The sequence below is a fragment of the Corynebacterium appendicis CIP 107643 genome (assembly GCF_030408415.1).
Lineage (GTDB): Bacteria > Actinomycetota > Actinomycetes > Mycobacteriales > Mycobacteriaceae > Corynebacterium > Corynebacterium appendicis.
Genome location: NZ_CP046976.1, coordinates 651562 through 664880, shown reverse-complemented (window position 1 = coordinate 664880; position 13319 = coordinate 651562). Strand labels below are relative to the sequence as shown.

The 13319-nt window shown below is 63.8% G+C and carries 10 protein-coding genes; 4 read left to right on the top strand and 6 right to left on the bottom strand.

All coding sequences use genetic code 11. From position 1 onward, the window contains the following. Positions 1-3 precede the first annotated feature (3 nt). Positions 4-2298 (bottom strand): DNA helicase PcrA, encoded by a 2295-nt coding sequence (gene pcrA / locus CAPP_RS03370; protein ID WP_290173254.1) that lies wholly within the window; start codon positions 2296-2298, stop codon positions 4-6. An 86-nt stretch (positions 2299-2384) separates the two neighbouring features. On the opposite strand from pcrA, the gene CAPP_RS03365 reads away from it, so the two are divergent. Continuing rightward, positions 2385-2684 carry a chorismate mutase gene (locus CAPP_RS03365; RefSeq protein ID WP_076599265.1) on the top strand — a complete coding sequence of 100 codons (300 nt, stop codon included), beginning with the start codon at positions 2385-2387 and terminating at the stop codon, positions 2682-2684. A gap of 10 nt (positions 2685-2694) precedes the next feature. Here CAPP_RS03365 and CAPP_RS03360 read toward each other — a convergent pair whose 3' ends face one another. Beyond that, a complete protein-coding gene (locus CAPP_RS03360; RefSeq protein WP_076599264.1) occupies positions 2695-3015 on the bottom strand; it encodes an antibiotic biosynthesis monooxygenase family protein in 321 nt (106 codons plus the stop codon). Positions 3016-3105: 90 nt separating this feature from the next. On the opposite strand from CAPP_RS03360, the gene pgi reads away from it, so the two are divergent. From pgi to CAPP_RS03345, 3 genes are all read left to right on the top strand, one after another. Then, on the top strand, positions 3106-4743 hold the full coding sequence (gene pgi / locus CAPP_RS03355; protein WP_076599263.1) for a glucose-6-phosphate isomerase: 1638 nt from the start codon (positions 3106-3108) through the stop codon (positions 4741-4743). A gap of 61 nt (positions 4744-4804) precedes the next feature. Beyond that, on the top strand, positions 4805-6292 hold the full coding sequence (locus tag CAPP_RS03350; RefSeq protein ID WP_076599262.1) for a glutamate-cysteine ligase family protein: 1488 nt from the start codon (positions 4805-4807) through the stop codon (positions 6290-6292). A 15-nt stretch (positions 6293-6307) separates the two neighbouring features. Beyond that, entirely contained in the window at positions 6308-6937 is a 630-nt protein-coding gene (locus CAPP_RS03345) for a DedA family protein (protein ID WP_076599261.1), read from the top strand. Here CAPP_RS03345 and CAPP_RS03340 read toward each other — a convergent pair. The 4 genes from CAPP_RS03340 to CAPP_RS03325 all read right to left on the bottom strand — a co-directional run bounded on the left by CAPP_RS03340 (position 6934) and on the right by CAPP_RS03325 (position 13225). After that, the gene (locus CAPP_RS03340) at positions 6934-7752 is read right to left on the bottom strand and encodes a DNA-formamidopyrimidine glycosylase family protein (protein WP_076599260.1); all 819 of its coding nucleotides are present in this window, start codon (positions 7750-7752) and stop codon (positions 6934-6936) included. The genes CAPP_RS03345 and CAPP_RS03340 overlap by 4 nt on opposite strands. Beyond that, a complete protein-coding gene (locus CAPP_RS03335) occupies positions 7745-8164 on the bottom strand; it encodes a type II toxin-antitoxin system VapC family toxin (protein WP_076599259.1) in 420 nt (139 codons plus the stop codon). Before CAPP_RS03335 ends, CAPP_RS03340 begins: the two co-directional genes overlap by 8 nt. After that, positions 8164-8394, bottom strand: coding sequence for a type II toxin-antitoxin system prevent-host-death family antitoxin (locus tag CAPP_RS03330; RefSeq protein ID WP_200803278.1), 231 nt, complete (start codon positions 8392-8394; stop codon positions 8164-8166). Before CAPP_RS03330 ends, CAPP_RS03335 begins: the two co-directional genes overlap by 1 nt. Before the next feature lie 67 nt (positions 8395-8461). Continuing rightward, positions 8462-13225, bottom strand: a complete 4764-nt coding sequence (locus CAPP_RS03325) for an Lhr family ATP-dependent helicase (RefSeq protein ID WP_234958851.1) — start codon at positions 13223-13225, stop codon at positions 8462-8464. Positions 13226-13319 lie beyond the last annotated feature (94 nt).

Here is a 13319-nt window from a genome sequence, read left to right as displayed (position 1 = left end):
GCGCTAAATCTTCTCCATCGGCACACCGCCGATGAGCATGAGCCGCACAGTGCCGCTCGAGCCGAAGTCGATCGTGACCGTCTCGCGCGGACCGACACCGTCGACGCTCATGACCGTGCCGAGCCCGTACTTCGCGTGGTTGACGCGGTCCCCCTTGGCCAGCTGAAGGTTCTTATTCACCTTCACGCTGCTCTCGCTCCGGCGCCGCGTGCGCCGCGCGGGAACGGGGCTGCCCCATGCATCGGAGGAGAAGGAGCGCTCCGGTTCCTCCCGCCGCCAGTCGAGGAGGTCCTCTGGGACCTCTCCGAGGAAGCGACTGGCGGGGTTGGTCACCGGGGAGCCCCACGACGAACGCAGCATCGCGCGTGTGAGGTAAAGACGCTCACGTGCACGCGTGATTCCCACGTACGCCAACCGGCGTTCCTCCGCGAGCTCGTCCGGGTCGCCCAATGTCCGCAGGTGCGGGAACTGCCCGTCCTCCCAGCCGGTGACGAACACGACCGGGAATTCCAGGCCCTTCGCCGTGTGAAGTGTCATCAACGTGACAACGCCTTGCCCTTCATCCGGGATCTGGTCCGCATCCGCCACCAGGGATACACGCTCCAAAAACGCCTGCAATGAACCAGGACGGGCCTCCCCGCTTTCCGGGTCGTACTCCTCGTACGCCATGGTGTTCGCCGCGTCAGACGAGAACTCCCGCGCCACAGAGACGAGCTCATTGAGGTTGTCCAACCGTGCCCCGTCCTGCGGGTCGTTGGAGGCTTCAAGCTCCGCTCGGTAGCCAGTCACATCGAGAATGCGCGCGACTAGGCCGCCCAAGTCCGGCATACCGGTCACGTCGTTGACCAGCTCTCCCATGTCCTCGCGCAGACCATTCAAGATATCCACGAAACCGGAGATCGCATTCCGGGAGCGGGAAGTGATGGCGTCGCCTTCGCCTCCCGCGACGTCCACAAGCGCGCGCCCGAAGCTGATCTGGTGGTTGTCCGCATACAGTGTGACCATTGCTTGGGCTTTGTCGCCGATGCCGCGCTTGGGCACGTTGATGATGCGGCGCATGCTCACTGAATCATCTGGGTTCTCCAGCACACGCAGGTACGCGACCACGTCACGAATCTCCTTGCGCTCGTAGAAGCGTGTGCCGCCGACGACTTTGTACGGGATGCCCGCGCGGATGAAAATATCCTCCAGCGCGCGGGAAGAATTGTTGGTGCGGTACATGACCGCAATGTCCGAATAATTCGTGCCCCGGTCCGCGAGTGCGTCCACCTCGTTGGCCACGAAGCGGGCCTCATCGTGCTCGTTGTCGGCGACGTAGCCGACGATCTTCTCGCCCTGACCCAAGTCGGTCCACAACTTCTTCGGGCGGCGGCCGGCGTTCTGCGCGATCACGGCGTTGGCAGCAGCGAGAATATTCTGCGTGGAGCGGTAGTTCTGCTCCAGCATGATCGTCGTCGCATCCGGGTAATCGCGCTCGAATTCCTCGATATTCCGGATCGTTGCGCCGCGGAAGGCGTAAATGGACTGGTCCGAATCGCCCACCACCGCCAGCTCCGGCGCATCCGGGCCATTGCCGACGAGCGTATGGATCAACTCGTACTGCGCATGGTTCGTGTCCTGGTACTCGTCCACCAGCACGTGGCGGAACCGGCGGCGATAATACTCCACCACCTGCGGGTGGCGCTGGAACAAGCCGACCACCTCACCGATCAGGTCGTCGAAATCCACCGCATTGGCTTCCCGGAGCCGCCGCTGGTACTCGGCATAGACCTTCGCCACCGTCGTCTCGAACGGGTTCTTCGTCTTCTCCGCGTTCACCTGCGCGCGCTCCGGCCCGATCAGCTCGTTCTTCAAATTCGAAATCGCGTTCGCCAGCGCCCGGGGCGAGAACTTTTTCAGGTCCAGATTCGCTTCCTTCGCGATCATGCTCAACAACCGCCGCGAATCGTCCCCGTCGTAGATGGTGAAGTTGGTGTTCAGCCCCTGCACCAATTGCGCTTGCTGTCGGAGAATGCGCACGCACACCGAGTGGAACGTGGCCACCCACATGCGCTCCGCCTGCGGGCCGATGAGCTGGCTGACGCGCTCCTTCATCTCCGCCGCAGCCTTATTCGTGAACGTGATCGCCAGAATCTCCCACGGCGCCACCCCGCGCTCCTGCAGCAGGTACGCGATCCTGCGCGTCAGCACAGCCGTCTTGCCCGATCCTGCGCCCGCCACAATCAGCAGCGGACTACCGGTGTGCTCGACTGCCGCTTTCTGCTGCGGATTCAACCCCAAAATCAAATCTGTTCCCATGATGGCTACTACCGTACTTGGCGGGGTGAACCATCCGTCCGCGTCCTCTCGAACACTCTGTGCAATTCGTGGCAGAATCAGAGGTTATGAGCGTGGATAACAGCGATATCAGGCACCCGTCCGGCACCGACGACCCGTTGTCCAACGAGGAAATCCAGGCCTACCGTGAAGAAATCGACGGCCTCGACCGCGTCATCCTCGACGCCGTGAAGCGCCGCTCCGAAATCTCCTCCGCCATTGGCAAGACCCGCATGGGTTCCGGTGGTACGCGCCTGGTCCACACCCGCGAGGTGGCCATCATCAACCAGTTCCGCGACGAGCTCGGAGAGGAAGGCCCCAACCTCGCCGCAATTCTGCTGCGGCTCGGCCGGGGCAAGCTGGGTTAGGAGCGAACTCCTAGTCCTGCTCGAGGGAGTCAAGCACGACCTCGAATTCGAGGAGCTCGGCGCCGGATGCGACCGGCTTGCGGGACTCTTCACCCTCTTTGTGGCCGTGGGCGGACTTGCCTTCGCCGGCCCACCAGTCCTTGTAGGACTCCTCGTCGGCCCAGCGTGTGACCACGAAGTAGCGGTCCTCTCCCTTCACCGGTCGAAGGAGCTGAAAGCCCTCGAAACCGGGCTGGGTATCGATGGCGTGCTTGCGTGCTTGGAAGCGCTGCTCGAGCTGTTCGCCGGCGCCTTCGGGGACGGTGATTGCGTTAATCTTAACGATGCTCATGCTTACCCATTATGGCCAAAACGCGGACGCGAATTTCATTAGTCTGGGAGATATTCACTGCGGATTCCTCGACGACCATTAGGAGTGGCAATGACCGACATCACCTCCACAACTGCCTGGAGCAACCTGCTGAAGCTCCACGCGGAGAAGAACAAGACGACCTTGCGCGACATGTTCGACCGCGACAGCGACCGAGCAGAGAGGTTCACGTTCGACGCGGCGGGACTGCACGTGGATCTGTCGAAGAACCTGGTCGACGAGGACATTCTCCAGGCTCTAGTGGCTCTCGCTGAGGAGGCGGACCTGAAGGGCGCGACCGAGAAGATGTTCACCGGCGCGCACATCAATTCCACGGAGGACCGCGCGGTGCTCCACACCGGCCTGCGCATCCCGGCGGAGGATGACCTCGAGGTCGACGGACAGGACGTGGCCGCCGACGTGCACGAGGTCTTGGGCCGGATGCGCGATTTCGCGTCCAAGCTGCGCTCTGGCGAGTGGCTCGGCCACACCGGCCACACCATCAAGAAGGTCGTCAATATCGGCATCGGCGGCTCCGACTTGGGCCCGGCAATGGCGGCGAAGGCGCTGCGCACGTACGCAACAGCGGGGATCACCGCGGAGTTCGTCTCCAATGTTGACCCCGCTGACATGACCAGCGTGCTCGATAGCGCCGACCCGGGCGAGACGCTGTTCATCGTCGCGTCGAAGACCTTCACCACCCAGGAGACGCTGTCCAACGCGCATGCGGCGAAGCGCTGGCTGCTGGAGCAGTTTGATGGGGATGAGTCGGCCATTGCGAAGCACTTCGTGGCGGTGTCGACGAATGCGGAGAAGGTCGCGGAATTCGGCATCGACACCGACAACATGTTCCCGTTCTGGGATTGGGTCGGCGGCCGTTACTCGGTCGATTCGGCGATCGGCCTGTCGCTCATGGCGGTCATCGGGCCACAAGACTTCATGCGTTTCCTCGAGGGCTTCCACGCGGTGGACGAGCACTTCCGCTCTACACCGCTCGAGCAGAATGTGCCGGCTCTCATGGGCCTGCTGAATATCTGGTACCGCAATTTCTACGGCGCGCAGACCCACGCCGTGCTCCCCTACTCCGAGGATCTCTCCCGTTTCCCGGCGTACCTGCAGCAGCTCACCATGGAATCGAACGGCAAGAGCACGCGTATCGACGGCGCCCCTGTCACCTGCGACACCGGCGAGATCTTCTGGGGCGAACCCGGCACGAACGGCCAGCACGCCTTCTACCAGCTGATCCACCAAGGAACGACGATGGTGCCGGCTGACTTCATCGGCTTCGCCAACCCGAAGCAGGACCTGCCGACGGCCTCGGGCGAAGGCTCCATGCACGACTTGCTGATGGGCAATTTCTTCGCTCAGACCAAGGTGCTCGCTTTCGGGAAAACGCAGGAAGAGGTGGAAGCGGGGGGCGTCGATAAGCACTTGGCCCCGCACAAGGTGATGCCGGGCAACGGCCCCACCACGACGATCCTGGCCGAGGAACTCACCCCGCACGTGCTCGGCGCGCTCATCGCGCTGTACGAGCACATCGTGTTCACCCAGGGTGTGATCTGGGGCATCAACTCCTTCGACCAGTGGGGCGTGGAGCTGGGCAAGGCGCAGGCGAACGAGCTCGCGGGCGCGGTCTCCGGTGCGGAGGAGCCCGACACCGGCGACTCTTCCACCGACGCTCTCATCGGGTGGTACCGCAGCAAGAAGTAGCGTGAATGGAAATTAGCCGTTGATGCAGCGACTGCGCTGCTGAAACGGATAAGCTTTGCACATGGGCGATGCCGTTTCACGCGATTCATACACCCCCAAAGAGCGGACGAAATACCGTCAGGCGCTCCTGGACGACCTGGAGATTTTCGACCAGCACCTCCAGGAGGCGGAATTCGTCGACCATGGCACGATCGGGCTCGAACTCGAGCTCAATCTCGTAGACGACGACATGGCGCCGGCAGGCTGCAACGAGGCGGTGCTCGCGGAGCTTTCCGGTGAATACCAGGCTGAGGTCGGCCGCTACAACGTCGAGCTGAACCACCCGCCCCTGGACCTGTCCGGTGACGGGCTGACGGTGCTGCATGAGGGGCTGGACGAGCGTCTCCGGGCCGTCGATACGGCAGCGAAGAAAGCTGGCGCGAATCTGGCGATGATCGGCACGCTGCCGACTGTGACCACGGACTACCTGCAGAGCGACGAGTGGATGACGCAGGAGAACCGCTATTCCGCGTTGTCGAATATGGTCGTCGAAACGCGCGGCGAGCTCGTGCAGATCGACGTCGCGCGGCAGGAGCGCTACCGCGCCACCTTCGACGACATCGCCACGGAATCGACCTGTACCTCGATGCAGCTGCACCTCCAGGTCGCGCCGGACCGGTTCCCGGAGGCGTGGAATGCATCGCAGGCGATCGCGGGCCCGCAGGTGGCATTGAGTGCGAATTCGCCGCTGTTCATGGGGCACCGCACGTGGCACGAATCGCGCATCCCGGTGTTCAAGCAGTCGATCGACACCCGCACGGACACGCTGGTCAACCAAGGAGTCCGGCCGCGCGTGTGGTTCGGCGAGCGCTGGATCACGAGCGTGTTCGACCTGTTCGAGGAGAATGTCCGGTACTTCTCCCCTCTCATTCCGGAATCCCGCACGGACGCGGGCAAGCCGATGATGGACGGCAACAGCCCGGGCCTGCACTATCTGAACCTGCACAACGGCACGGTGTGGCGCTGGAACCGCCCGATCTACGATCCGTCGCTCCAGCTGTCCCACATCCGCGTGGAGAACCGCCTGCTCGCCGCCGGGCCGACGACGATCGACATCATCGCCGACGCCGCGTTCTACTACGGCCTGGTCAAGTTCTTGAGCGAGCAGACCCGTCCGGTCTGGTCGCGTCTGACCTTCGAGAACGCCCGCGATAATTTCTATGCCGGCGCACGCGAGGGTATCGGCGCAACGATGACGTGGCCGACGCTGGGGCGTATCGACGTCTCCAACCTCGTCCTCAACCACCTCCTCGACCAGGCACACGAGGGTCTGCGTTCCCTCGATGTCGACGAGGAGCTGGCTGATAAGTATCTGAAAGTCATCGAGGGCCGCGCCTGGCACCGCCAAAACGGCGCGACCTGGCAGCTCGACATGCTGGACAAGATCGGCGCTGGCACGAAGCCCGGCACACCTGAACGTCAGGTTGCTCTCGCGAAGGTTTTGAGGATCTACCTGGAAAATCAGAGGAAAGGCGCGCCGGTTCATACTTGGTCGACGGAGGTCGCATAAGGCAAGATACTTGCCATGTCCGCGATCATTGACTGGATTGTCAGTTTGATGGATACGCTCGGCGCCCCCGGCGTCGGCATTGCCATCCTGCTCGAGAACCTCTTCCCGCCCATCCCCTCCGAGGTGGTCCTGCCGCTCGGCGGCTTCACCGTCGCCCAGGGCTCGCTGAGCTTCATCCCGGTGTTCATCTGGGCCACCGTCGGCTCCGTCGTCGGCGCGTACATGTTGTACGGCATCGGCGCCTGGCTTGGCGCGGACCGCCTGCGCGCGATCGCCGACTGGATGTGGCTGGTCAAGGCGTCCGACGTCGACAAGTCCCTCGCTTGGTTCGACAAATACGGCAAGCCGTCGATTCTCTTCGGCCGCCTGATCCCCGGCATCCGCTCGCTAATCTCCATCCCGGCTGGCCTGGACCGGATGAACCTGCTCACCTTCGGTCTGTGGACCACCCTCGGCTCCGCCGTCTGGAATTTCATCCTCATCTTCCTGGGCTTCAAGCTCGGCGAGAACTGGGAGGCCGTCACCGGCTACATCGACCAGTATTCCAAGGTCGTCTACGTGATTCTCATCCTGATCTTGCTCGGTTTCCTCATCTTCTTCATCCGCCGTGCGATCCGCGAGAAGAACGAGGCACCGACTGCTTAGTCAGGCTCCGGCTGACAGGTGGGACACCACCAGATCACGCGCTCTAAATCGCCCTGCCCGCCCAGAAACCCCTTGGTGATCAAGGTGGCGCACCGGCGGCAGGGCTTTTTGTTGCGCCCGAACACGTAGGAGGTCTCGCCCGCGCGCTTCACCCCGGTGGTCACGCGTTTGACCTCGTCTTTATTCGCCCACATCAAACGGCGCGCAATGCGCAGGAGCTTGATCACGCCACCCTGCCCCACCTCAGCCACAGTCCGCGCCGGATGGACGCCGCCGAGGAAGCAGATCTCCGCACGGTATTCATTGCCGATGCCTGCTACGCGATACTGGTCGAGCAAACTACGGCCGATCTCTCGCTCCGGATCGGCAAGGATGCGACGCAACGCCTCGTCGTGGTCGAAGTCCTCGGCCAGAAGATCAGGTCCGAGGTAGCCCATCTCAGTCTCGTACTCGCGGACGGGGAAGACATCGACCAGCCCCAAGGAGTGACCGATGAGCTCGATGTCGCCGGCGTCGTCGAAAAGCTGGAGCACGACGCGCGCGGTGTGGCCGGGCTTCGACCAGCGAGCCCCAGCACGGTGGACGGACCACGTGCCTTCCATCTTCAGGTGCGTGTGCAGTATCTGCGCATCATGACCGGCGGCGCCGAACTGCATGAAGAGGTGTTTTCCATACGGCCACACGCGCTCCACTGTCATGCCCGTGAAGTCGACGGTGGCAAACCGCGGGACCCGCAACGATGACGCTGTCACTTCACGCCCGGTCATGAACTGCAGCCGTTTGGACAGCTGGTAGACGGAATCACCTTCAGGCATCTAACACCTCGAACGGGTTGAGCACCGGAACCCCTAGCCGCCGGAAATCCTTCTCGTTGCGCGTCACGACGGTGAAGCCGTGTGAAGAGGCAGTGGCCGCGATAAGAGCATCCCTTTCCGGAGCCGGGTCCGGAACGTGTCGGGGTGCGCAACGACGAGCGACGTCGAGGTCGATCGGCAGTATCCGTCCCTGGAATGCTCGGATCACCGTGTGATCAAGCCAGTTCTGCAACCGCCGTGCCTGTTCCCCATCACGCCGTTCGAGGCGGCGAATGCCGATCTCAATCTCCATCACCGTGATGACGGAAATATGGAGTTCTGCTTCGCTGCGCTCCCCAACCCATGCCAAGACTCCCTTGTCAGGACGAGGCTTATGGAACTGGCTAATAACGTTCGTGTCGAGGATGTACATCAGAATTCGACCGGCCGCAAGCCTAGCTCAGACTTGTCTATATCCACGTCGACGGGATCATCGATCAATAGCTTTTCAACAAAGCTCCCGGGTGAACGCGTCAGCCTCTCATATTCTCCGTAAGACATAAGCACATGGGATGGTTCACCACGGTCAGTGACGATTACCGGGGATACAAGCGCTTCCCGTTTCGCACGACTGAGCTCTTGGTTGAACTCGCGAGCAGACATCAAGTGTGTCATCAGCACTCCCTCCGTAGCAACATGACTACATTCTAGGGATAAGGTGAATCCACCGTCAATCGTCGAAATTGAGATTTTCGTCGAGTTCTTCCAGCGCCTCGGCCACACTCCTCCCGCGCCGCTTCGGCGAGGAGACGGCCTTCCCGCCGATCTTCGCGCCGCGCGGGGACGCGCCGGCACCGTGATTCTTCAGGATGAATGCAGGCTCGCCGTTGAGCTTTTCGACGGTCAACGGCGACAACCTTCCCGCCGCCACCGCGTCAGTGAGCGCCCCCACGACCATGGAGAGCAATTCATCTTCGGTGCCCGTGCCTCCGGGAAAACCGTCGAAGAAGGTGGTCATGGTCTTGCCGCCGCGGGTGATGTGGGCGGCGAGCAGGCCGTCGATAAGCACGACGAGTGCTCCTGCCGAGCGGGTCGGTCCGGTGTCGGGCCACGGGAGTGCCGCGCCGTACGGGTTGGCTGGGTCGGTGACGGCGAGCACGTAGACCTTCGGCTCCTTCGTGCCGGACGGCCAACCGACGAGGTCGTCGGAATCCTGGTGGCCGCGCAGACGGTCGATGGTCGCGGGCGTGGAGAACTGTGCCGCGCCGAGCCCTTCGACGAGGTAGCCGCGCATGGCTTTGCCGGATTCCTCGAAGCCGGACAGGGTCTTATAGGCCAGGGCGAATCCGCCGAGGACGTCTTCGGCGACAATGCTGCCGCGGGTGACTACGCCGTAGCGGTCGAGCCACGCCTCGCCGTGCGCGAGCGAGCGCTGCGTGGGGTCGGTGTCTGGCGTGGGCGTCGCTGCCCAGCGTCCCGTCATGTCCGGCGGCGTGACATCCGCGAATGTGGTGCGTCCGGAACGGATCCGGCTTCGCGACGGCCGACGCTTAGCACGGTGGGCCGTCTTTCCGTGCTTGCCGCCGGCCAGGCGCGCACGGATCGGCGCGAAGGAATCCGGCGCGATGAGTCCAGCTTCAACCAGGTCCCACATGGATTCACGGAGTTCATCGGAGGTGGTGAACGATTCGGAGGCGGGCCCGAGCAGGTCGGTGAAGAGATAGCCGCCGCCGACGTTGATTTTGTCCATCACGCGCTGTTGAGTGAGGCTCAGCAGCGGCTCTTCCGGAACGGGAATGAGCTGCGCGGCATAGTCGGCGGGAAGCAGCATGATCCACGGGTCGCGTGCGCCGGCTTTTCCAGCCCCGACAATCTGCACTTCACCGGACAAAGTGAGCTCGTCGAGCATTTCCGGGGAATAATCGCCGACGCGGCTGGGCAGGATCATCGACTCCCACGCGCTGGCGGGCAGACGGATCCCGGCGAGCTGCTCGATGACGGAGTAGACGCCGTCGGCGCCACGGAGTGCCGGCCGCTGCCCCGCCGGAGCGATATTGAGCCAGGCGGGCATGAAGCGGCCGAGGGCCGACTGGGAGACGGGTCGAGTCTGCGCCCGCGCCGCGGCGAGAGAGCGGGTGCGCACGATGCGCAGGACATCTGCACCCATGTACTCCTGCTCGTCGACACCCTGGCGGTAACGGCCCTCGATGACTTTCCCATCCTCGATGAGGCGCTTCAACGTCTCATAGGAAGCACCGACGGACAGACCGAAGGCGGCGGCGAGGTCGCGCAGGGTGAACGGCCCACGTGTGCGTACCCACCGGGTGACCAGTTGGCTGAGAGCATCCGGGATCGTGGCCACCTGGGCGGCGATGCCGGGAGGGACGGGCACGCCGAGGCCGTCGCGAAGCAATGGCGCGTCGAGTGATTGCGCGAGATGCTCACGGCCGCCGATGCGCACGCGCATCATGCGCCTGCCCAGGCTCTCTTCGAGTGCCGCGGCGGGAACCGAGGTGTAGAGCTCGAGCTCGTCGACGGGAACGGGTCCGACGATGCGGAGCGTGTCGGCGAATTGCTCCGAAGTCTCGGCCTTTCCGAGTCGGCGCAGGGAGGCATCGACGTCGGCGATGACGTCGGCGTCGAGAAGCTCGCGCAATTCGACGGTGCCAAGCAGCTTCGCGAGCAACGACGGATCGAGCGCGAGTGCCGCCGCGCGTTTTTCGGCGAGCGGGGTGTCGCCTTCGTACATGAACGCGCCGGTGTAGTTGAACAGCAGGCTCGAGGCGAACGGGCTCGGCTGGTCCGTGGTCACCTCCGCGACGCGGATGCGGCGGGTGGACAGGTTGCGCATGACATCTTGCAGCGCAGGCAGGTCGTAGACGTCCTGGAGGCACTCGCGGACCGTCTCCAGGATGATCGGGAAGGACGGGTAGTTACGGGCGACGTCGAGAAGCTGTTCCGCGCGTTGACGCTGCTGCCAAAGCGGTGCGCGCTTGCCCGGATTGCGGCGCGGCAGGAGCAACGCGCGTGCGGCGCACTCGCGGAAGCGGGAGGCGAAGAGCGCGGAATTTCCTACCTGCTCGGTGACGATATCGGCGATCTTATCGGCGTCGAAGGCGAAGATCGAGCCGCCGGGCTCTTTCTCCCCTTGTGGTAGGCGGAGCACGATGCCGTCGTCGCCCGCGACCGCTTGGGCGTCCATGCCGGTCTCCTGCGCCACTCGCCATCCGGTGGCGAGCGCCCACGCGGCGTTAACGCCCTTGCCGAATGGTGTGTGCAGCACCACGCGCCAATCCCCCAGCTCGTCCGTGAACCGCTCGAGCACGAGAGTCTTCTCGTCGGGGACGATGCCAGTCGCTTCTTCCTGCTCGTCGAGGTATTTCAACAGGTTGTCGCGGGCGTACGCATCCAGGCTCGCATCGATGACGGACGGATCGCTTTTCGCTTCTCTGCGGAATGCGCCCAGCGCCAGCCCCAGTTCGTACGGCCTGCCCAGACTGTCGCCGGACCAGAACGGTAAGCGTCCCGTGTGGCCCGGCGCGGGAGAGACCTGCACCTGGTCGCGGGTGATGTTCTCGATACGCCAGCTGGATGCGCCGAGCGTGAACACGTCGCCGACGCGGGACTCGTAAACCATCTCCTCGTCGAGCTCGCCGACACGTCTGGGCACTCCCCCTTCCGCATCGGTACCCACAAGAAATACTCCGAACATGCCCCGGTCCGGGATGGTGCCCGCATTGGTGACGGCCACGCGCTGCGCGCCGGGGCGTGCCTTGAGCGTGGTGCCGTCGAGAATCGCGCGGGGACGCAGCTCCGCGAAGTCGGTGGACGGGTAGATGCCGATGACTAGGTCGATGACGGCGTCGAAGACCTCGCGGGCGAGGTCGCGGTACGGCCAGGCGCGGGTGACGGTCTCGTACCAGCCGTCCAGCTCGAGGTCCTCCACCGCGACGGCGGCGACGGTCTGCTGGGCGAGCACATCGAGCGGACTCTTCGGGGTATGGAGCTCCTCGATGAGGCCTTGGCGCATGCGCGGCACCGTCACCGCAGTTTGGGCTAGGTCCGAGCGGTGCTTGGGATAAAACGAGCCTTCGGAGACCGCACCGACCGAGTGCCCGGCGCGGCCCACGCGCTGCAGGCCCGAGGCGACAGACGGCGGGGATTCCACCTGCACGACGAGGTCCACCGCGCCCATGTCGATGCCGAGCTCGAGCGAGCTAGTGGACACGACCGCGCGCAGCGTGCCTTCTTTCAGCGCAGCCTCTGTGCTCTTGCGTTCTTCCTTCGACACCGACCCGTGGTGGGCGCGCGCGATGACGGGGGCGGCCTCGCCGGCGACATCCACAGACTTCATCAGCTGCGCCGGCGGGCGGCGGGTGTCTGGGCTGAGCGAATCCGGGTCGTGTTCGGACGCCCAGATCTCGTTCAGTCTGCTGGTGAGCCGCTCCGCGGTGCGGCGGGAATTGACGAAGACGATGGTCGACTGGTGAGCCATCACCTCCTGGTAGAGCTGCGTCTCAATGTGTGGCCAGATCGACGACTGCCCCGGGGTCGGCGGCGGGGCGAGGTCCCTTTTTGCCGTTTCCGGCCCGTCCAAGTTGAAGTCGAGCACATCGTCGGAGATGGCCGAGGTATCGATCACCGCCTCCCCGATCGGCGACCCCTCCTCCGGCACGGGAAGGTCGCTCATGTCCTCGACCGGCACGTGGACATCGAGCTTCCACTTCTTCTCCGCTGGCGGGTTCACGATCGTGGTGCGCTCACCCAAGAAATTCGCCACCGCGTCCAGCGGCCGCACCGTCGCGGACAGGCCGATGCGCTGGAAATCGCCCGCTAATCTGCGGAGGCGTTCCATCGACAATGCCAAGTGCACGCCGCGCTTCGTCCCGGCGAGCGCGTGAATCTCATCCACGATGACTGTGTCCACCGTCTTCAGAATTCCCGCAGCCTTAGAGGTGACCATCAAATAGAGGCTCTCCGGGGTGGTGATGAGAATATCCGGCGGCTTGCGGGCCTGCCGGTTGCGTTCCGACTGCGGGGTGTCGCCGGAGCGCACCGCCACAGAGATATCCGGCATGTCCAGCTCCATGCGCTGCGCCACACGGGCAATGCCGGTCAGAGGTGCGCGGAGGTTGTTCTCCACATCAACGCCGAGGGCCTTCAGCGGGGAGATGTAAAGGACCTTGACCCCGTCGCGCGTGCCTTGGGTGCTGCGCTGCAATTCCGCATTGTCGCCGAAGTGCAGGGCCTGCTGGCCGGAACGCTGCACCATCGAATTGAGCGACCAGAGGAACGCCGCGAGGGTCTTACCCGAACCGGTCGGGGCTACAACGAGGGTGTTCTCCCCTTCTGAGATCGATGTCCACGCCTGCTCCTGCACCGGAGTCGGCGCGGCGAAGACCTCCTCGAACCACGTGGCCACCTGCGGGTGGAAGCGGTCGAGAATGCGACCGGAATCCCCGCTCACGGATCGGTCGAAAGGTCTGTCAGGCACGCCTTCACCTTAACCGGCCGGAACATAACACTTAACTTCCCACATGTGTGATGTTAAGTGGGAAGCTTCATGGGAAGCCAAGCCCAAACGCTCC

What these genes read in the sequence shown, in the direction of transcription:
- CAPP_RS03340 (WP_076599260.1), bottom strand. Translation starts at nt 7,752, where the DNA reads ATGCCTGAAGGTGATTCCGTCTACCAGCTGTCCAAACGGCTGCAGTTC.
- CAPP_RS03345 (WP_076599261.1), top strand. Translation starts at nt 6,308, where the DNA reads ATGTCCGCGATCATTGACTGGATTGTCAGTTTGATGGATACGCTCGGC.
- CAPP_RS03350 (WP_076599262.1), top strand. Translation starts at nt 4,805, where the DNA reads ATGGGCGATGCCGTTTCACGCGATTCATACACCCCCAAAGAGCGGACG.
- CAPP_RS03330 (WP_200803278.1), bottom strand. Translation starts at nt 8,394, where the DNA reads ATGTCTGCTCGCGAGTTCAACCAAGAGCTCAGTCGTGCGAAACGGGAA.
- CAPP_RS03365 (WP_076599265.1), top strand. Translation starts at nt 2,385, where the DNA reads ATGAGCGTGGATAACAGCGATATCAGGCACCCGTCCGGCACCGACGAC.
- pgi (WP_076599263.1), top strand. Translation starts at nt 3,106, where the DNA reads ATGACCGACATCACCTCCACAACTGCCTGGAGCAACCTGCTGAAGCTC.
- CAPP_RS03360 (WP_076599264.1), bottom strand. Translation starts at nt 3,015, where the DNA reads ATGAGCATCGTTAAGATTAACGCAATCACCGTCCCCGAAGGCGCCGGC.
- CAPP_RS03335 (WP_076599259.1), bottom strand. Translation starts at nt 8,164, where the DNA reads ATGTACATCCTCGACACGAACGTTATTAGCCAGTTCCATAAGCCTCGT.
- pcrA (WP_290173254.1), bottom strand. Translation starts at nt 2,298, where the DNA reads ATGGGAACAGATTTGATTTTGGGGTTGAATCCGCAGCAGAAAGCGGCA.